Below are 17,341 nucleotides of genomic sequence, written 5' to 3'. Positions count from 1 at the left end.
CCGGTTTGGATCCGGGAAAGGCAAGGCAAAGATGGCAATGCGTGAGATGGACAAGGCATTCGATTTCAGGACGGCGCAGACGCGCTGGTACGAAGTATGGGAGGAGTCCCGCGCCTTCGAGGCGGCGCCGGAGAGTGGCAAGGAGCCCTGGTCCATCGTCATCCCGCCGCCCAACATCACGGGCAACCTGCACATGGGCCACGCCCTGGTGAACACGCTGCACGACGTGCTCACGCGCTTCAAGCGGGCCCAGGGCTACGACGCGCTGTGGGTTCCCGGCACGGACCACGCGGGCATCGCCACGCAGATGATGGTGGAGCGGCAGCTCAAGGCCGAGGGCACGGACCGCCACAAGCTGGGCCGCGACGCCTTCGAGCAGCGCATCTGGGAGTGGAAGGAGAAGAACCAGGGGGCCATCGAGCACCAGCTCAAGCGCCTGGGCTGCTCCGTGGACTGGACCCGCAACCGCTTCACCCTGGACCCCGCCCTCAACAAGGCCGTGCGCAAGGTCTTCGTGGAGAGCTACAGGGCCGGCCGCATCTACCGCGGCCCCCGCATGATCCAGTGGGATCCGGCCCTCCAGACGGCCCTCAGCGATCTCGAAGTGAAATACGAGGAACGGAAGGGCAAGCTCTGGTACCTGCGCTATCCCCTGGCGGACGGCAGCGGCGAGGTGGTGGTCGCCACCACGCGGCCCGAGACCATGCTGGGTGACACCGCCGTGGCCGTGCATCCGGACGACGAGCGCTACCAGGGCATGATCGGCAAGCTTATGAACCACCCCCTCACCGGCCGCCAGATCCCCGTGGTGGCCGACAGCTTTGTGGATCCGGCCTTCGGCACCGGCTGCGTGAAGGTCACGCCGGCCCACGACCCCAACGACTTCGCCGCGGGCCAGCGCCTGAAGCTCGACTCCATCACCATCATCGGCTTCGACGCGAAGATGACCGCCGCCGCTGGCGCCTACGCGGGGCTTGACCGGTTCGAGGCCCGCAAGCGCGTGGTGGCGGACCTCGAGGAGCAGGGCTACCTCGTGAAGGTGGAGGACTACATCCACAAGATCAGCCTCAGCGACCGCAGCGGCGCCGTGCTGGAGCCGCTGGTCAGCGAACAGTGGTTCATGGACGTGAAGGACGCCGCCGCCAAGGCCCTGGAGGCTGTCCGCGACGGGCGCATCCAGTTCACGCCCTCACATCACACCGCTGTGTGGGAGCACTGGCTCACCAACATCCAGGACTGGTGCATCAGCCGCCAGCTCGTCTGGGGGCACCGCATCCCGGCCTGGACCTGCGCCACGTGCGGGGAGCTTCACGTCGAGTTGGAGCAGCCCTCCGCATGCCGGGCCTGCGGAGCGGGAGAACTGATCCAGGATCCCGACACGCTGGACACCTGGTTCAGCTCGGCGCTCTGGCCCTTCAGCGTGTTCGGCTGGCCCGAGGAACCCGAGGAACTGAAGCGCTACTACCCCACCAGCGTGCTCATCACCGGCTACGACATCCTGTTCTTCTGGGTGGCCCGCATGGCCATGGCGGGCCTCACCTGGATGGGCGACGTGCCCTTCCGAAAGGTCTACTTCAACAGCCTGGTGCGCGACGCCAGCGGCCAGAAGATGTCGAAGACCAAGGGCAACGTCATCGACCCGCTGGAGGTCATGGAGGAGTACGGCACCGACGCCCTGCGCTTCGCCCTGACCATCATGGCCGCGCCCGGCACCGACATCGCCATGAGCCCTGCGCGGCTGGAGGCCTCCAGGAACTTCTGCAACAAGCTCTGGAACGCGTCACGCTTCGTGCAGATGAACCTCGGGGCGGAGGTCACGCTGGCGACGGATCCAGAATTCGGCGAAGCCGAATTCTGGATGGCAGGGCGCCTGAAGACGGAGCTCGGCGCCGTGACCGAATCCATCGAGACCTTCCGGTTCCACGATGCGGCCGAACGGCTCTACCACCTGGTCTACGACGACTTCTGCGCCACCTACATCGAGCTGGCCAAGGTCCAGCTCCAGAGCGGCACGACGGCCCAGAAGGCGGCCATCCTCCACTTCCTGGACATCCTGCTGCGGGCCCTGCACCCCTTCGTGCCCTTCCTCACGGAGGAGATCCACGAGGCCGTCATGACGGACCGCCTGCCTGCCGGAGAGCCGAAGCTGCTGGCCCAGCGTCCCTGGCCCATCGGTGAGGCCCTCCTCCAGACGGAGGGCGGGGACGTCACCCTCATCCCCCGCCTCCAGGAGGTGCTCTCCGCCTTCCTGCGCCTCAAGGCCGAGCAGGGCGTGGATCCCGCGAAGCGCGTGGCGGCTTTCTGCTCCTTGCCCGAGTTGGCTCCCTTCAGTGATGCCCTGAAGTCCATCGCCCGGCTGGAGTCCGTCACCTTCACGCAGGGCGACCTGGCCTCGCCCACCCGGGCCGTGGCCGTGGTGGCCGGCGGCGCCGTGGCCCTGGAGCTGGCGGGCCTCAAGGATCCCGCGGCCGAAAAGGCCAAGCTGGAGAAGGAGCTGGCCAAGCTGGAGAAGGAGCTGGAGCCCCTGCGGGCGCGCCTCGCCGACGAGAGCTTCGTCACCAAGGCCCCTGAGCCCGCCGTGGCCAAGCTACGCGGCCAGGCCGAGGAGAAGGAACAGCGACTAGCCCAGGTAAAGGCGTTGCTGGGCTGAAACGGACACCGCCCCCCGGACTGGAGGGCGGTGCCATGCTTCGGGGACCGGCTCAGTCGCCGCCGCCCGAGCCCCCGCGTGCCTTCCACTGGAACTGGTGGGGCCACTTGGCCTGCTGGGTGACGTCCTGGAATCCCGTGTGGCAGATGTTGCAGGCGGAGGGCTGGTTGTCGCCTGCGGCGGTGTGCTTGTGGGCGAACTCGCTGAAGCCGCCTCCCCGGTTGGAGCTGTGGCAGGCAGCGCAGCTGGCGATGGCCTTGGCCTTGCCTTGGTACTGGATGGCCTGGGCGTTATCCGAAGGCTGGGAGGTGGGCACCATCGCGTGGGGGCTGCCGTGGCAGGCGGAGCAGTAGAGGTTGCCATGGCCCCGCGCGTTCCGGTAGAGCGCGGAACCCGTATCCACCTCGGCGACGCCGCTGTGGCAGGTCGCGCACTTGGGCTCGCTGGCCCAGGGCACCCGGGCGCCACTCTTGATGGTGTTCGCGACGTTGGCCATGTCCCCGTGGCAGGTGGTGCAGTTCCCGTCGGCCGCGGTGTGGGCCAGGCTCCGGTTGCACTTGGTGGTGGCGCCGGGATGGCAGTCGTAGCAGGCGGCGCCGCGGGTGGCGTGGAAGCCGTGCACGGCCTGCGAGAGGTACATCCCCGAAGAGCCCGGTCCTGACGTGCCGAGGGCTGGACTGCCGTGGCAGCTGGCGCACAGCACGGGCTTGGTCGCGAAGAGCTGAGTGCCGTGGGCCGCATCATGCTTCCGGAGCACCTCATTCAGGGCGTCGCTGCCGTGGCACTTCGAGCAGCTGATCTCATCCGAGGTGGGAACCGTGGTCGTGGTCTGGGCCACCACCTTGCCGCTGGTGTCCTTCACGGTGATCTCGCCCACCTGATAGGGGTTCCACACGCCCCTGTCGTCGATGGGCGTCAGCGGAATGCCCGAGGCCAGGAAGTGGTCGCCCTTGGGCAGCATGGTCCCGGAAAGGCCATTGTTCACGGTCGGATCATCGAGGTTGAGGCCCTTGTCCGCGGGAAGGGACACGCCGAACAGCTTCTGCATGTTCGTCCAGAACTGCCCGAAGCTCCCCTTGGTCGAGGACTTGGTGTTGTTGAGGATCCGGTAGCTCACCGTGACGCCGGAGGTGACGGGCTGGGGCGGGTTGCCCCGCTTCACCACCTGGGCCACCACCGTGTTGTAGGGGGGCAGGATCACCGCGGCGTCATAGCTGGGGTTCAGACAGTGCATGCCGAGGTCGTTCCAGGCCAGCACCACGTAGGCGGAGGAACCGGTCCGGTTGGGCAGGGCCCTTTGTTCTTGAGTCGGCGCGGCGGAGGTCGCCGGGGCGTCCGGCTTCGAGCCGCCGCAGGCGGCGATGAGGCCTGCGAGCGCCAGGGCCGACGCGGCGCCGGCGAGGGTCTTGAAGGCAGTCCGAGTCATGGGTCCTCCCAGGAAGAGGTGGAGCGTGAGGGGGATGGACGCCCAGGAAACGAAAAGCCGCGGACGCCGGGATGACCGACGGTACGACCTGTGTCACGGTTGCGCAATATGACTTAAATCACATATTATTATATAGTTACAACTACCGAACCCGACCTAGCACCTTGGGCCTACCGGCCCGGCCCCATTCGTTCTGTCCCGCTTCCCCAGTGCTAGTCTTGTGTCATGACGAAGATCTACTACGCCGGCCAGGATGTGGATGCCCCCTGCGGGCGCTGCGGCGGCGAGACCCGCCACCAGGTCCTGACCGTGACCAATGGCGTGCCCGACAAGCTCATCTGCGGAAACTGCAGGTCCGTGCACAAGTTCCGCGCGGCCAAGCCTGAGCCCCTGCCCCGCGCCCCCCGGATTCCCGCGGCCGCCAAGGCCGGCGGGCCCCGGCCCGGCTCGCTCGTGGCCCAGTTCCAGGAGGCCCTGGCCCGCGAACAGGGCGGTGCCCAGGCCCGACCCTACTCGGTAGCCGAACGCTGGGAGGAGGGCGCCTGGATGGACCATCCCGCCTTCGGCCTGGGGCGCGTCCAGCGGCGCATGGGCCGCAAGGTGGACGTACTCTTCAAGGACGGCCTGAAGACCCTGGTCAGCGCATGACCCAGGATGCCCTCCTCGAGACCAGCTCGCCCGCGCTGCGGGAGCTGCGCTTCGCGGTGCTGGACCTGGAGACCACGGGCGGGAGCCCCAAGGCCCGCTGGGGCAAGGACGGGCGGTTCATCCAGCCCTCGGAGATCACCGAGGTGGGCATGGTGCGCCTCTCGGGCCCGGTGGTGGAGGACCGCTTCTCCAGCCTGGCCGCCATCCAGGGCTTCCTGCCGGAGGAGATCCAGCGCCTCACGGGCATCAGCCTGCCCATGCTGGCGGGCGCGCCCCCCTGGGAGCAGGTGGCCCTGAAGCTGGCGCCGAGGCTGGAAGGCCGTGTCTGGGTGGCCCACCACGCCCCCTACGACGGCAGCTTCCTCAAGGCCTGGCTGCCCGAGGGCATCTGGCGGCGCCACCGCCTCGTGTGCACGCGCCTGCTGGCCAAGAAGCTCATCCCCGAGCTGCCCCGCCGGAGCCTTGCCGAGCTCTGCGCCTTCCTGGGCATCACCAACACGCGCGCCCACCGCGCCCTGCAGGATGCCGAGGCCACCGCCGAGGTCCTCCAGCACCTGCTGCAGCGCGCGGAGGACCGGGGCATGGACGGCGAGGCCTTCCTCACGGCCGGCGAGGTGGCCTGGAGCAAGGTCTGACGGGCTACTGGATGATCTTCTTCGCCTTCTCGGCGGAGGCCTTGGCGTAGTAGGCGCAGGCCCCCTTCTTGGCGTCGGGCGCGATGCCAGCGGCCTTGAAGGCCTCCTTGAGCTTCTTCTCGGGCACGCCCAGATCCTTGGCCCAGGCCGACGCCGTCTTCAGATCCTCCGCCATGGGAGCCTCCCTCCGGCCCCCGGGCCGGCTCCCGAAGGATAGCGGTACACTCCCCGCATGGATCTCACCCGCTTCCTCGATCTCGTCCGCACCCAGGGCTGGCAGGGCTGGTCCCTGTGGGCCGTGCTGCTGGCCCAGGCCCTGCTCTGGGTGGGGCTGGTGCGCTTGCACCTCTCCCTCCACCGCGAGGAGGCGCCCTGGGAGGAATGCATCGGGAAGATCCGCAGCGCCTTCCTCCGCAAGCTGAACGGCGAAGAGGAGATCCAGGAGCTGAAGGTGCACCGCTACGCGCCCCTCGTGGACCAGCTCCTGGCCCTGCACTTCGCCGAGGAGAAGAGCGATCGCTTCGACCGCTGGCTGCTCCTGCGCTGGAAAGTGAAGGAGGGGCTGCGGCCCTTCTGGATCCGTTGGGGGCACCTCATCATCGCCTTCGGCGCGGTCACCTGGTTCCTTCAGGGCCTGCGCCTGGACCTGGGCACGGAGGTGCTCAAGCGCACGCCTGTGGACCCGCGCATCCTCTGGGTCTGGCTGGGCTACGCCATGATCCTCGCCTGGAAGATCGTGCGCCTCCACGGCAACCTCGAGCGCGTCCAGCGCAGCCTGCTGCTGCCCCGGCGGGACGAGTAGCGCCATGCCCTTCCTGATCCAGGCTTTCCAGGCGGGCCTCGAGGACCAGGTGCTCGACCTGATCCTCCCCATCCAGCAGATCGAGTTCGGCGTGCCCATCACCGCCCGGGACCAGCCGGACCTGGCGCGGATCCCCGAGGTCTACCAGGCGGGCCGGGGTGGATTCTGGGTGGGCCTCGCGGAAGGCAAGGTAGTGGGAACGCTCGGCCTCATCGATTTCGGAAGCGGAGGCGCCCTGCGGAAGATGTTCCTCCGCAGGGATCATCGCGGCAGCGGGCTGGCCCAGGCCCTGCTGGACACCCTGCTCGACCACGCCAGGAACCACGCCATCCCGGGCCTCTGGCTGGGCACCCTCCCCCACATGGGGGCCGCCCACCGTTTCTATGAGCGCAACGGGTTCCAGCGTACGGAGCCGGAGGAACTGCCCTCGGACTTCCCTCGCATGCCCGTGGATACCGTGTTCTACACATTGGACCTCCTCCGTGCGTCGCGGTGAGGCGGCCTGGCGCCTTGGCCTTCGGGCCGAACGGCTGACGCTCTGGCTGCTCTGGGCCCGGGGATGGGACCTGGTGGCCTGGCGGCAGAAGCTCGGCCGCTACGAGCTGGACCTGCTCCTGAGCCGCGGGCCGGAGCTGCGCCTGCTGGAGGTGAAGGCCCGGCGACCCGGCGCCTGGGTGGGCGCCGACACGGCCCTGGAGCCCGAGCAGCGCCTGCGTCTCCAACGGGCCTTCCGCGCCTGGCTCGACCGGGTGCCCTGGCCCGGGCAGGTCACCTTCCAGCGGGTGAGCTGGGCCGGCCTGCGGTGCCGCTTCCATCCGCCGGAGCGCTGGGACGCCCTCAAGCTCCGGCCCTGAGGCCACCCGGAACCAGCGCTCCGGGCGACCGGCCTCCGGGACCCGGTCCCCGTGGCACAACCCTCGCCCCACACCCTCCGGGTGTCGGTATGTTGACCTTCCAGGACTGTCTGCTTCCATCACGGGCCCGCTCGGCCCGTCGGTCGGGCTCAGCCGCCTTCGGCCTCCCGCCGGAGCAGGCCGGGGCGTCCGCATGAGCGACCACCCGGTTCCCCGGCTCCGCAGCCTTCCTCTGGGCCAGGGCAGCGAGGCGCCCATGTTCGCCGCCCGGGTCGTGGCCATCACCTCCGGCAAGGGCGGAGTGGGAAAAAGCAATGTCACTGCCGGCCTGGCCATGACCTTGGCCCGGCAGGGCCAGCGGGTGGTGGTCATGGATGCCAATTTCGGCCTCTCCAACCTCGACATCCTCCTGGGCCTCTCGCCTAAGTACACGCTGGAACACGTGTTGCGCGGCGAGAAGGTGCTGGAGGAGATCCTCGTCCAGGGGCCGATGGGCGTGCAGATTCTGCCCACAGGCAGCGGCCTCCAGGAGCTGACCCGCCTCGACACCTTGAGCGAGCTGCGCCTGGTCCAGGGCCTCCAACGGGTGGCGGAGACGGTGGATTGGCTGCTGATCGACACGGCCGCCGGCATCCACGAATCGGTCCTCAAGCTGCTCCTGGCGGCCCAGGAGGTCATCCTCGTGGCCACACCCGAGCCCACCAGCCTGGTGGACGCCTACGCCATGGTGAAGGTGCTGCACCTGCGCGAACCTTCGAAGCCGCTGTGGCTGCTGGTGAACAACGGCCACAGCGCCGACGAGGCCCAGGAGACCATCGACCAGCTCCAGGAGGCCACCGAACGGTTCCTGGGCAAGCGACTCCAGGTGCTGGGCATGATCCCCCACGATCCCCACATCCTCCAGGCGGTGCGCCAGCAGCGAGGTGTGGTGGAGCTCTTCCCGGACTGCCCCGCCGCCCGGGCCTTCGGCGTCATCGTCCGGCAACTGCTGAGTCAAACGTCCTTGCAGGTCGGGGACTTTGCGGCATTCTGGAAGCTGCCCGCGCCCGGTGACGCACCCTAGGAACTTGGATGGTCGTGATTCCTGACCATGAGCCTCCCGATTTCGGTCCATCGACCGATGACGAAATCGCCCGCGCCATGGCGTCGGCCCCCGCCGCCCTCCGCCCCTGGGCGGCCCTGCTGGCGGCCAGCGAGCGGGCGAAGGAATCCGAAGCCTCCACCGCCGAGGACGACGGCGAACCGGAAGTCTTCGACCGGGACAACCGCGAGCAGATCATCAAGGACTACGTGCCCCTGGTGAAGTTCGTGGCCCACCGCATCGCCTCGCGCCTGCCCTCCCACGTGGAGCTGGACGACCTCATCAACAGCGGCATCCTGGGCCTGATGGACGCCATCGAGAAGTTCGAGCCCACCCGCAACATCAAGTTCAAGACCTACGCCGAGCTTCGGATCAAGGGCGCCATCCTGGACGGCCTGAGGGATCTGGACTGGGTTCCCCGCAGCCTCCGGCGGAAGAAGAAGGACATCGAGACCGCCTACCGGCTCATCGAGCAGCAGAAGGGCCGGGCGGCCTCGGACGAGGAGGTGGCGCACCACCTGGGCATTCCCCTGGACGAGCTGCACAAGAACCTGGATGAGCTCAAGGGCGTCACCCTCGGCACCTTCGTGGAGGCGGGCGAGGACGGTGAAGGCGAAAGCCTCATCAGCTTCGTGCCGGATCCGGACGCGGAGGACCCCCACCAGGTCTTCCAGACCGCGGAGATCAAGGACATCCTCCAGTCGGCCATCGAGGGGCGCCCCAAGAAGGAGAAGTTCGTGGTCCAGCTCTACTACTTCGACGAGCTGACCATGAAGGAGATCGGGATCCTCCTGAACATCACGGAATCCCGGGTTTCCCAGCTGCACACCAAGGCCATGCTGCAGCTCCGCAGCAAGCTGCTGGAGAAGCAGATCCGGGGGTGACGGGGCCCGGCGTGGCGCTGGCGCCACAGCCTGTGGTTCCGGTCCCACCGCAGCCCGTGGCCCTCCCACCACATTGGTCCGGCTGGTCGTGCGCGCTAAGGTGAACGCGGATTGGAACGGAGGTCGACATGTGCGGCATCGTCGGATACATCGGCCAGCAGGGCGCGGCGGGCATCCTGGTGAACGGCCTGAGAAGCCTGGAATACCGGGGCTATGACAGCGCGGGCGTGGCCCTGTCGGACCCCAAGGATGGCTTCCGCGTCATCCGGGCCTCGGGCAAGCTGGCCAACCTCGCGCAGAAGGTGGATCTGTCGGATCCCACGCCCCTGGGCATCGGCCACACCCGCTGGGCCACCCACGGCCGGCCCACGGAGGAGAACGCCCATCCCCACCGCAGCAGCGACGGGCAGGTGGTGGCCGTCCACAACGGCATCTTCGAGAACTTCCTGGAGCTGCGGGCCGAGCTGAAGGCCGCCGGCGAGACCTTCCGCTCCGAGACGGACACTGAGTGCTTCCCCGTCATGGTGTCCCACCTGATGAAGCACGGCATGACCTTCCCCGAAGCCTTCCGCGAGGCCGTGGGCCGCATGCGGGGCATCTATGCCCTGGCCTGCCTCCAGGCCTCGGACCAGGATCGCATCCTCGCCGCCCGCAGCGGCCCCCCGCTGGTGCTGGGTCTGGGCGAGGGCGAGACGTTCCTGGCCTCGGACGTGGTGCCCCTCCTGCCCCATACCCGACGCGTGATCTTCCTGGAGGATGGCGACCTGGTGGAGCTGACCCGCGAGGGCGCCCGCATCTTCCGCCTGGACGGCAGCGAGGCGCACCGCCCCGTCCACACCATCCCCTACGATCCCATCGCCGCGGAAAAGGGCGGCCACAAGCACTTCATGCAGAAGGAGATCTTCGAGCAGCCCCAGGCCCTCTCGAACACCCTGCTGAACCGGCTCCCCCTGGATGCCGAAGCCATCCCCCTGGACCTTCCCTTCAGCGCCCAGGAACTGGCGGACCTCAACCGCATCCACATCGTGGCTTGCGGCACCAGCTGGCACTCCGGCCTGGTGGGCAAGTTCCTCATCGAGCAGCTCAGCCGCGTGGCCGTGGAGGTCGACTACGCCAGCGAGTACCGCTACCGCGAGCCCGTGATCCAGCCGGGCACGCTCCTCATCGGCATCACCCAGAGCGGCGAGACCGCCGACACCCTGGCCGCCATGAAGGAGGCCGCCGCCCGCGGCGCCCGCACCCTGGCCGTCTGCAACGTCATGGGCTCCACCGCCACCCGCCAGGCCGAAGCCACCATCCTCACCCACGCGGGCCCGGAGATCGGCGTGGCCTCCACCAAGGCCTTCACCACCCAGCTGGCCGTCCTCACCCTGCTGGCCCTGAAGCTGGGCGAAGCCAAGGGCACCGTGGATGCCGTGCTCAAGACGGAGCTGCTCCAGGGCCTGCGGGAGCTGCCCGCCCACCTGGAGCGCCTCAACAGCCTGGAGCCCCAGATCATCCAGTGGGCCCAGCGCTGGAAGGACGCCACGGACTTCCTCTACCTGGGCCGTGGCCCCTGCTATCCGATCGCCCTGGAAGGGGCGCTGAAGCTGAAGGAGATCTCCTACATCCACGCCGAGGGCTACCCGGCCGGCGAGATGAAGCACGGCCCCATCGCCCTCATCGACAAGACCCTGCCCGTGGTGGCCCTCATGCCCCATGACGCCCACCGCGAGAAGACCCTCAGCAACCTCCAGGAAGCCGCGGCTCGCGACGGCCGCATCCTGGCCCTGGTCACCGAGGGCGACACGGGGCTCACGGGCATTGCCGAGGACGTGCTGGAGCTGCCCGCCGTCCACCCCTGGCTGGCCCCCATCGTCTACGCCGTGCCCCTCCAGCTGCTGGCCTACCACATCGCGGTCTTGAGGGGCTGCGACGTGGACCAGCCCAGGAACCTGGCCAAGAGTGTCACCGTGGAGTAAGGCTAGGGCCCCCCTTGCCGGGGGCCCGGCTACGACATGGACCAGCCGCGCAACCTGGCCAAGAGCGTGACGGTCGAATAGCCAGGCCCGAAGTTCCAGGAAAGTCACAGCGCCCGCCAGGGCCCAGACCCATCCTCACCTGTGGACGGGTGTCCCCTGGATGGAGGCTGCCATGGCCGCCCACTTCCTTCGTCACCACGACTTCGAGCACGACCCCTTGATCGATTGGCTGCTGATCCTGGTCGGGGCCCTGTTCGCCTGGCTCTTCTGGCCGGCCACCCACGTTCACCATTGACCCTTTCCGGAGGGTTGTGATGGCACCGGGAAGCCATCCGACCCATGTTGGGTATGGACCGTGGTCCTCAGGATCGGAGGTTCCCATGACCACCCACGCCCACCCCCATCCTCATGGCCATCCCCACTTCCACCCCCAGGTGCCCCTCGCCCGGTTTACCGTGGATCATCCCTACGCCGCCGAATGGACCCTGGTGATCCTCGGCACCGTGGCCGCCCTGCTGCTCTGGTACTGGAACCGCTGACCCCCGCCCCGCCTGGAGGCTCGACAGCCGCCCCCGTTCCGCTAAGATAGAGCTTCGCGCTGGCGCGTAGCTCAGGGGTAGAGCACTACCTTGACACGGTAGGGGTCGGCGGTTCGAGACCGCCCGCGCCAACCACTGAAGGCCGCTGACAAGCGGCCTTTTCTGTATCTCCAACCGGGCGGTCTCGGACCGCCGAGAAGCAGCGGCGGCCCGGTAGCGGCCCGGTGGAGACGCGCCCGTGGCGCGTCGGAGCCGCTTGGCCGCGGGGCCAGCCGCGCGCCGGTTCGAGACCACCCCGGTGAAGCGCGGCGGACACTTGGGCAGTCAGGCCCGGCTCATGGCCTGGCCGTTCTTCGCGATGACCTTGTCGGCAGCGGCCTGGATCTGCCCACGGGACTCCGCGTCATGGAGACCGGTGGCCAGGTCGCGGAGCGCCAGCGCGATGAGGATCTGGGTGGTGGGACGCTTCCCCCACTCGGGATCCTCCCAGTGGCCATGGAACCAGTCCGTGAGGCGAAGCAGGAAATCCAGGGCGGCTTTGGACAGCATGGGGTCCTCCTGAAACCGGGTTGCCTGGGGGCTCCGCCATGGCCGCAACCCGTTCGCGACAGCGGCGATCGAAGGACCGGGTCATCCAGGACCGTGCGAATGGCCATGGAAGAACCCGAAACGAGGGTCGTCAATATGGGCCGCGACTCATCCTCATGCAGAAAAAAGAGGTGAACGGTTGATTTTGGCGGCCGAACGGTGATCTCCCCACCAGGCAGCCCGATCCACCCGGACGCTATGCTCAACCCGACGGGGGCCCCGCTCGGAACGCTGCCCCGCAGCGTCCCTCGCGACCCGTCAGGGCTTCGCCCCGGCGGTCGCATGGCATGACCTCCTCGCCGGAGCCCGACTCCGTGGATCCCCACCAGGCAGCCCGCCCCACCCGGACGCGATGCTCAGCCCGACGGGGGCCCCGCTCGGAACGCTGCCTCGCAGCGTCCCTCGCGACCCGTCAGGGCTTCGCCCCGGCGGTCGCATGGCATGACCTCCTCGCCGGGGCCCGACTCCGTGGACGACATCAAGTCGTCCACTCCGTCACCCGGCGGTCGGTCAGAACTGGAATCCGGCCGAGATCAGCAGGCTCTTGAGCTGAGTGTCGCGTTCGTCCTGGGTGCGGGGGCGCCCCATGATGCGCTTCCAGTCGGCGGCGTACTCGAGCTTGAGGGGGATGCCCAGCTTCAGGATCAGGCCCACCCCGAGGGTGGTGCGGAGAGGCGGGAAGGAGGGCGGAATCCGCTGGAGGGTGACGGGATCGGTCTCGGCGGTGAGGCTCCGGTAGACCTGGCCGCTGTCGAGGAAGACCTCGGCCCAGACGCTCTGCATGCCGAACAGCGGAAAGCGGTACTCGAGGTTCACGACCGCCAGCCCCTGACCTCCGAGCGGGATGGGTTGGGGCAGCAGGTTGCCCAGGGAATCCGTGCGCCGGACGTCGCCCAGCATGTCCGGCTCCACGCCACGCACCGTGAAGGACCCCCCGCCGAAGAACCGCTCGGACAGCGGCAGGTCCTTGGCCGATTGCGCGGTGGGACGGGCCAGCCCCAGCCGGACGCTGGCCATGACCACCCCGTTCTCCGCATGGAAGCCCATGGGCCAGTTCCATTGGTGGCGCAGGTCCAGCTTCACGAAGCTGCTGTTGATCGAGGTGCCGAAGACCTGGTTCGCCAGTTCCAGCCGGCCGAAGAAGAAGGTTCCCTGGGTGGGATCGAAGGGCTTGTCCCGGCGGTCCACGACCACCTGCAGGTAGGGGGCCGAGATGATGCTCCGGGCCGGCGTGCGCGCCAGGAGGAAGAGATCCTGGTCCGCAAGCAGGGGCACGCCGTTGCTGTCGGTGTTGGAGGCCACCTCCACACGCTCGAAGCGGTACCCGAGCTGCACGGATTGCACGGGGCTGATCTTCCACTCCAGGCTGGGCGTGAAGCGGCGCCGGCGGGCGAAGAAGGCCGCCTGGGCCTCCTCGATGTAGGCGCCCTCCGCCCGGAAGCGCGTGCGTGGGGCCAGCAGCGTGTCCAGCGAGCCGGGGAGGAACCATGGATCGGTGTAGCCGATGCTGTAGCTGTCGACGGATCGCTTGATCTCACCCGTCGGGAAGGCCTTCCGCAGGAAGGGGCTGTCCAGGGTCTGGTCCCCGGCCCGCAGACCGAAGTCGAGGGCCCGGCCCATGCCGCCCACGTTGAGGCGTTGAGCATTCAAGCCGAAGTGGTAGCCCTGGGTCTTGTCGTAGCCGAAAGATTCGGTGAACACCCAGGGGCTGCGTTCCTGGAGGCGCAGGGCCAGATCCCCGCGCTCCCAGGGCTGGCTCTCCTGGCCCGGAAGGTCCTTCATGGTGAGCAGGTCCACCCGCTGGAAGGCCCCGAGGCCGCCGAGCTGGACCTGGCCCTCGTCCAGCTTCGCCGGGTTCAGGGGAATACCCGGGGCAAGCCCCGATTCGCGCAGCACCGCCTCGGCGCGGGTCCGGTCGCTGCCCTGCACGACCAGGCGGCGCGTGCGGTCGAGCGGCTGGGCGGGCACCTGGATGCGCACCACGGGGTGGATCTCATCGTCCTCGAAGGAGATCTTGACCTGCGGATTGGCCGATCCCACCGAAGAGAGGCGCTGGCGGAGGTCGGAGACCACCAGGGCCAGATCGTTGCGAACCAGGGGCAGCGAGGGTTTGAAGGTCAGGCGCGCGCCCTCGGGCGTGGTCTCGAGGGTGCCTTCGAATCCCTGGAGGTTCCTCCGGTCCGACCGGTAGCGTGGGGTGCCCCGGACGGACACCGGGTGGTCCGCCAGCGCGAGCAGCAGGCTCCGTTCCAGGCGCTCCCTGGGAAAGGCCGGATCGGACGGAAGCTCCAGCACGAGGGCATCGAGGAACCGCCGGGACCCTTCTCGGATGATGAGGCGCACGTCCACCACGCCGCCCTTCCCGACTTCGACGCGACGGCGGACCTGCACCTCGGGGAATCCGCGCTGGAGGTAGTGGGCCGTGAGGCGGTCCTCCAGGGCCTTCATGGCCTCGGATTTCGCGTGCGGCGGCAGGAAGAGGAACCGCTTGGGAAGGCTCACGGCCCGCGACAGCTCCGCATCGGACAGCTCGTGGTTCCCTTCGAAGCGCACGGCGCCCAGGACGCGCCTGGGACCGGTCACCACGGTGTAGGTGATGGTCACGGCCTCGGGCCGCTCGGCGGTGCCTGCCGTCACCACGCGCTCGTGGGACACCTTGACCTCGGGATAGCCCTGGTCCCGGTAGTAGGCGGCGATCCGCCCGTCTCCCTCGTCCAGCACGCTCGGCGAATAGCGCTCGGCCCGGGCCAGGGGAACGAACTCCAGCAGCCGGGGGCGTCCCCAGAGCACGGGGCCGAGCAGGTCCATCCCCTTGGCCTTCAGGGTGACCTTCGGTCCTGGCTTGATCTCCAGCACGAGGACGCTGCCCTCTCCGTCCGCGGGCGCGAGGCGGATGGAGCCCTCCATGCGGCGGTCCTTCACCAGCCGCTGGCGCAGGCGCCGCTGGGCCTCCCGTTGGACGATCGGGGTCCAGTGCGTGCGGCCGGGCGTGATGCCCGCGACCTTCAGCAGATATTCCCGTGTGTACGGTGCCGGATCGCCCTCCAGGCGTACCTCCTGGATGAGCCGCGGGGCCCCGAGGCTGAGGATCAGGTGAAGCTGCCGGCCCCCCTCGTCCACCGCGGCCTTCACATCGGCCTGCCGGTACCCGGCCTCCCTCAGGCGCTGTTCAACGCCGCGTTCCAGCAATACCAGGCGCTGGGGCCCCAGCCGCTGCCCCTTCCGCACGTCCGGCAGGAGGGTCTTGCGGAGGTCGGCGGGCAGAGGATCCCCCTCCCAGCGCCAGGTCTCCATGGGCAGCAACGGGTCCAGGCGCAGGAGCACCTCGCCGTTCCCGCCGAAGGTCCCTTCCACCGTGCGGTAGCGATCCACCAGGCGCACGGCGGCCAGGGCCTGCTGGAAAGTCGCCGGATCCACCATCTGCCCGGGCTTCAATCCCAGGGCGGCCTGCGCGAAGCGCTGGTCATCGGCGCTTCCCCCCTCGATCCGGATCGTCGTCACCGCGCGGGCGGACGCAGCCTCCTGACCCACGAGGGGAGCCAGGGCCAGGAGGCTGCACCCGAGGGCGGCGCGGGGACGCACCGCCTCAGAATCCGGCCAGGGCCTCTTCCTCGGTGTCCTTCACTTCGAAGACCGAGTGCAGGCTGGTCATCTTGATGAGGCTGAAGATCTTGCCGCTCATGCCGCAGATGCGCAGCTCGCCGCCCTTGCCCTTGATGGAGGTGTAGCAGCCCACCAGCTCGCCCACGCCTGAGGAATCCAGGTAGCTCACTTTGCTGAAGTTGATCACGATCTTGCGGGCGCCGTTGGAGAGCGAGGTGCGGACCGCTTCGCCCAGTTCCTGATCGCCATCACCCAGGGTGATCTTTCCCTCGGGGTATAGGATCAGCACGTCGTTGTGATTGCGTGAGTTCATGATCATGAGAGCCTCGGGGTGAGGGGCCAGTGTAGCAAGCCTTCCAAGGCTCAGCGCAAGCCCACGGCTGCATGGAATCCTCCGGCATACGGCTGTATGGAATCCTCCGGCATGGGGCGGCCCCGGGCTTCCAGCCCGGTCCCGGGCCGGGCCCGGAGGGTGCATAGGTGGGTACACTGGATTCTTTGACCTCGAGGCCCCATGTCCGACCAGGAACTCCAACCCCTCGCCCCCCGCCGGAAGACCCGCCAGATCCTGGTGGGGAAGGTGCCGGTGGGCGGGGACGCCCCCATCACCGTCCAGAGCATGACCAAGACGGACACCCGGGACGTGGAGGCCACGGTCCAGCAGATCTACAACTACGCCAACGCCGGCTGCGAGATCGTCCGCGTGAGCGTGCCCACCAAGAAGGCCGGCGAGGTCTTCCACGAGATCTGCGACCGCAGCCCCATCCCCGTGGTGGCCGACATCCACTTCGACTACCGCCTGGCCCTGGTGGCCGCGGACGGCGGCGCCGCCTGCCTGCGCATCAACCCCGGCAACATCGGCGGCCAGGACCGCGTGAAGGCCGTGGTGGACAAGGCCGGATCGAAGGGGATTCCCATCCGCATCGGCGTCAACGGCGGCAGCCTGGAGAAGGACCTGCTGGAGAAATTCGGCACCGCCACGCCCGAGGCCATGGTGGAGAGCGCCCTGCGCCACATCGAGGTGCTGGAGCGGGAGGGCTTCCGCGACATCAAGATCAGCCTCAAGGCCAGCGACGTCATCCGCACCGTGCAGGCCTACCGCCTGCTGGCGAAGCAGGTGGACTACCCCTTCCACCTGGGCATCACCGAGGCCGGCACCCCCTTCGGCGGCACCATCCGCTCCAGCGCGGGCATGGGCATCCTCCTGGCCGAGGGCCTGGGCGACACCATCCGGGTCTCGCTCACCGGCGACGGCGAGGAGGAGTGCCGCGTGGGCCACGAGCTGCTGCGCTCCCTGGGCCTTCGCAGCGGCGGCTTCCGCATGGTGAGCTGCCCCAGCTGCGGCCGCGTCCAGATCGACCTCAACCGCGTGGCGAACGAGATCGAGGAGGGCCTCAAGGCCATCAACCACGAGAACATCACCTACGCCGTCATGGGCTGCGTGGTGAACGGACCCGGCGAGGCCAAGGACGCCGACCTGGGCGTGGCCGGCGGCGCGGGCGAGGGCCTCATCTACCGCAAGGGCGAGCTCATCCGGAAGGTGAAGGAGGAGGACCTGGTCCCCGCCTTCCTGGAGGAAGCCCGCAAGGTCAAGGCCGAAGCGGATGCGGCGAAGGCGTAGCTTGGACTGGCTGGCGGCCCACCCCCTGGCGGCCATCGGGCTCTACCTG

17 protein-coding genes and 1 tRNA gene are annotated in these 17,341 nt (G+C 68.6%); 13 read left to right on the top strand and 5 right to left on the bottom strand.

What is annotated here, in order from left to right; translation table 11 throughout:
- The first annotated feature begins 46 nt into the window (after positions 1 to 46).
- Positions 47 to 2,650 carry a valine--tRNA ligase gene (locus MLJ35_RS10075; RefSeq protein ID WP_243384243.1) on the top strand — a complete coding sequence of 868 codons (2,604 nt, stop codon included), beginning with the start codon at positions 47 to 49 and terminating at the stop codon, positions 2,648 to 2,650.
- Positions 2,651 to 2,702: 52 nt separating this feature from the next.
- On the opposite strand, the gene MLJ35_RS10070 is transcribed toward MLJ35_RS10075, so the two are convergent.
- Positions 2,703 to 4,076 carry a cytochrome c3 family protein gene (locus MLJ35_RS10070; RefSeq protein WP_243384242.1) on the bottom strand — a complete coding sequence of 458 codons (1,374 nt, stop codon included), beginning with the start codon at positions 4,074 to 4,076 and terminating at the stop codon, positions 2,703 to 2,705.
- 225 nt (positions 4,077 to 4,301) lie between these two features.
- Between MLJ35_RS10070 and MLJ35_RS10065 the strand changes: the two genes are divergently transcribed.
- Both MLJ35_RS10065 and MLJ35_RS10060 read left to right on the top strand, forming a co-directional pair.
- A complete protein-coding gene (locus MLJ35_RS10065; RefSeq protein ID WP_243384241.1) occupies positions 4,302 to 4,724 on the top strand; it encodes a hypothetical protein in 423 nt (140 codons plus the stop codon).
- On the top strand, positions 4,721 to 5,359 hold the full coding sequence (locus MLJ35_RS10060; protein WP_243384240.1) for a 3'-5' exonuclease: 639 nt from the start codon (positions 4,721 to 4,723) through the stop codon (positions 5,357 to 5,359). Before MLJ35_RS10065 ends, MLJ35_RS10060 begins: the two co-directional genes overlap by 4 nt.
- Positions 5,360 to 5,363: 4 nt before the next feature.
- Here MLJ35_RS10060 and MLJ35_RS10055 read toward each other — a convergent pair whose 3' ends face one another.
- The gene (locus MLJ35_RS10055) at positions 5,364 to 5,534 is read right to left on the bottom strand and encodes a hypothetical protein (RefSeq protein WP_243384239.1); all 171 of its coding nucleotides are present in this window, start codon (positions 5,532 to 5,534) and stop codon (positions 5,364 to 5,366) included.
- Positions 5,535 to 5,591: 57 nt separating this feature from the next.
- On the opposite strand from MLJ35_RS10055, the gene MLJ35_RS10050 reads away from it, so the two are divergent.
- The 9 genes from MLJ35_RS10050 (at position 5,592) to MLJ35_RS10015 (ending at position 11,615) form a co-directional block, all read left to right on the top strand.
- On the top strand, positions 5,592 to 6,161 hold the full coding sequence (locus MLJ35_RS10050) for a hypothetical protein (protein WP_243324791.1): 570 nt from the start codon (positions 5,592 to 5,594) through the stop codon (positions 6,159 to 6,161).
- 4 nt (positions 6,162 to 6,165) lie between these two features.
- Positions 6,166 to 6,657 (top strand): GNAT family N-acetyltransferase, encoded by a 492-nt coding sequence (locus MLJ35_RS10045; RefSeq protein WP_243384238.1) that lies wholly within the window; start codon positions 6,166 to 6,168, stop codon positions 6,655 to 6,657.
- The gene (locus MLJ35_RS10040) at positions 6,644 to 7,015 is read left to right on the top strand and encodes a YraN family protein (RefSeq protein ID WP_243384237.1); all 372 of its coding nucleotides are present in this window, start codon (positions 6,644 to 6,646) and stop codon (positions 7,013 to 7,015) included. Before MLJ35_RS10045 ends, MLJ35_RS10040 begins: the two co-directional genes overlap by 14 nt.
- Before the next feature lie 193 nt (positions 7,016 to 7,208).
- Positions 7,209 to 8,078, top strand: coding sequence for a MinD/ParA family protein (locus MLJ35_RS10035; protein WP_243324797.1), 870 nt, complete (start codon positions 7,209 to 7,211; stop codon positions 8,076 to 8,078).
- A gap of 8 nt (positions 8,079 to 8,086) precedes the next feature.
- A complete protein-coding gene (locus MLJ35_RS10030) occupies positions 8,087 to 8,980 on the top strand; it encodes a FliA/WhiG family RNA polymerase sigma factor (protein ID WP_243384236.1) in 894 nt (297 codons plus the stop codon).
- A 128-nt stretch (positions 8,981 to 9,108) separates the two neighbouring features.
- Complete coding sequence (gene glmS, locus MLJ35_RS10025; protein ID WP_243384235.1) at positions 9,109 to 10,941, top strand: glutamine--fructose-6-phosphate transaminase (isomerizing); 1,833 nt, start codon at positions 9,109 to 9,111, stop codon at positions 10,939 to 10,941.
- 172 nt (positions 10,942 to 11,113) lie between these two features.
- Positions 11,114 to 11,236 (top strand): hypothetical protein, encoded by a 123-nt coding sequence (locus tag MLJ35_RS15975; protein ID WP_275976485.1) that lies wholly within the window; start codon positions 11,114 to 11,116, stop codon positions 11,234 to 11,236.
- 85 nt (positions 11,237 to 11,321) lie between these two features.
- On the top strand, positions 11,322 to 11,480 hold the full coding sequence (locus MLJ35_RS10020; RefSeq protein WP_243384234.1) for a hypothetical protein: 159 nt from the start codon (positions 11,322 to 11,324) through the stop codon (positions 11,478 to 11,480).
- Between the two features lie 60 nt (positions 11,481 to 11,540).
- A tRNA-Val gene (locus MLJ35_RS10015) sits at positions 11,541 to 11,615 on the top strand.
- Positions 11,616 to 11,804: 189 nt separating this feature from the next.
- On the opposite strand, the gene MLJ35_RS10010 is transcribed toward MLJ35_RS10015, so the two are convergent.
- The 3 genes from MLJ35_RS10010 to MLJ35_RS10000 form a co-directional block, all read right to left on the bottom strand.
- A complete protein-coding gene (locus MLJ35_RS10010) occupies positions 11,805 to 12,029 on the bottom strand; it encodes a hypothetical protein (RefSeq protein ID WP_243324807.1) in 225 nt (74 codons plus the stop codon).
- A gap of 549 nt (positions 12,030 to 12,578) precedes the next feature.
- Complete coding sequence (locus tag MLJ35_RS16160) at positions 12,579 to 15,650, bottom strand: BamA/TamA family outer membrane protein (protein ID WP_243384233.1); 3,072 nt, start codon at positions 15,648 to 15,650, stop codon at positions 12,579 to 12,581.
- Positions 15,651 to 15,654: 4 nt separating this feature from the next.
- Entirely contained in the window at positions 15,655 to 15,984 is a 330-nt protein-coding gene (locus tag MLJ35_RS10000) for an STAS domain-containing protein (RefSeq protein WP_243384232.1), read from the bottom strand.
- Between the two features lie 201 nt (positions 15,985 to 16,185).
- On the opposite strand from MLJ35_RS10000, the gene ispG reads away from it, so the two are divergent.
- The gene (gene ispG, locus MLJ35_RS09995; RefSeq protein ID WP_243384231.1) at positions 16,186 to 17,292 is read left to right on the top strand and encodes a flavodoxin-dependent (E)-4-hydroxy-3-methylbut-2-enyl-diphosphate synthase; all 1,107 of its coding nucleotides are present in this window, start codon (positions 16,186 to 16,188) and stop codon (positions 17,290 to 17,292) included.
- Positions 17,293 to 17,341 lie beyond the last annotated feature (49 nt).

The organism is Geothrix alkalitolerans, from assembly GCF_022808885.1.
GTDB classification, from domain to species: domain Bacteria; phylum Acidobacteriota; class Holophagae; order Holophagales; family Holophagaceae; genus Geothrix; species Geothrix alkalitolerans.
This window is presented reverse-complemented; position numbering and strand designations above follow the sequence as displayed.

What these genes read in the sequence shown, in the direction of transcription:
- MLJ35_RS10075 (WP_243384243.1), top strand. Translation starts at nt 47, where the DNA reads ATGGACAAGGCATTCGATTTCAGGACGGCGCAGACGCGCTGGTACGAA.
- MLJ35_RS10070 (WP_243384242.1), bottom strand. Translation starts at nt 4,076, where the DNA reads ATGACTCGGACTGCCTTCAAGACCCTCGCCGGCGCCGCGTCGGCCCTG.
- MLJ35_RS10065 (WP_243384241.1), top strand. Translation starts at nt 4,302, where the DNA reads ATGACGAAGATCTACTACGCCGGCCAGGATGTGGATGCCCCCTGCGGG.
- MLJ35_RS10060 (WP_243384240.1), top strand. Translation starts at nt 4,721, where the DNA reads ATGACCCAGGATGCCCTCCTCGAGACCAGCTCGCCCGCGCTGCGGGAG.
- MLJ35_RS10055 (WP_243384239.1), bottom strand. Translation starts at nt 5,534, where the DNA reads ATGGCGGAGGATCTGAAGACGGCGTCGGCCTGGGCCAAGGATCTGGGC.
- MLJ35_RS10050 (WP_243324791.1), top strand. Translation starts at nt 5,592, where the DNA reads ATGGATCTCACCCGCTTCCTCGATCTCGTCCGCACCCAGGGCTGGCAG.
- MLJ35_RS10045 (WP_243384238.1), top strand. Translation starts at nt 6,166, where the DNA reads ATGCCCTTCCTGATCCAGGCTTTCCAGGCGGGCCTCGAGGACCAGGTG.
- MLJ35_RS10035 (WP_243324797.1), top strand. Translation starts at nt 7,209, where the DNA reads ATGAGCGACCACCCGGTTCCCCGGCTCCGCAGCCTTCCTCTGGGCCAG.
- MLJ35_RS10030 (WP_243384236.1), top strand. Translation starts at nt 8,087, where the DNA reads ATGGTCGTGATTCCTGACCATGAGCCTCCCGATTTCGGTCCATCGACC.
- glmS (WP_243384235.1), top strand. Translation starts at nt 9,109, where the DNA reads ATGTGCGGCATCGTCGGATACATCGGCCAGCAGGGCGCGGCGGGCATC.
- MLJ35_RS15975 (WP_275976485.1), top strand. Translation starts at nt 11,114, where the DNA reads ATGGCCGCCCACTTCCTTCGTCACCACGACTTCGAGCACGACCCCTTG.
- MLJ35_RS10020 (WP_243384234.1), top strand. Translation starts at nt 11,322, where the DNA reads ATGACCACCCACGCCCACCCCCATCCTCATGGCCATCCCCACTTCCAC.
- MLJ35_RS10010 (WP_243324807.1), bottom strand. Translation starts at nt 12,029, where the DNA reads ATGCTGTCCAAAGCCGCCCTGGATTTCCTGCTTCGCCTCACGGACTGG.
- MLJ35_RS10000 (WP_243384232.1), bottom strand. Translation starts at nt 15,984, where the DNA reads ATGAACTCACGCAATCACAACGACGTGCTGATCCTATACCCCGAGGGA.
- ispG (WP_243384231.1), top strand. Translation starts at nt 16,186, where the DNA reads ATGTCCGACCAGGAACTCCAACCCCTCGCCCCCCGCCGGAAGACCCGC.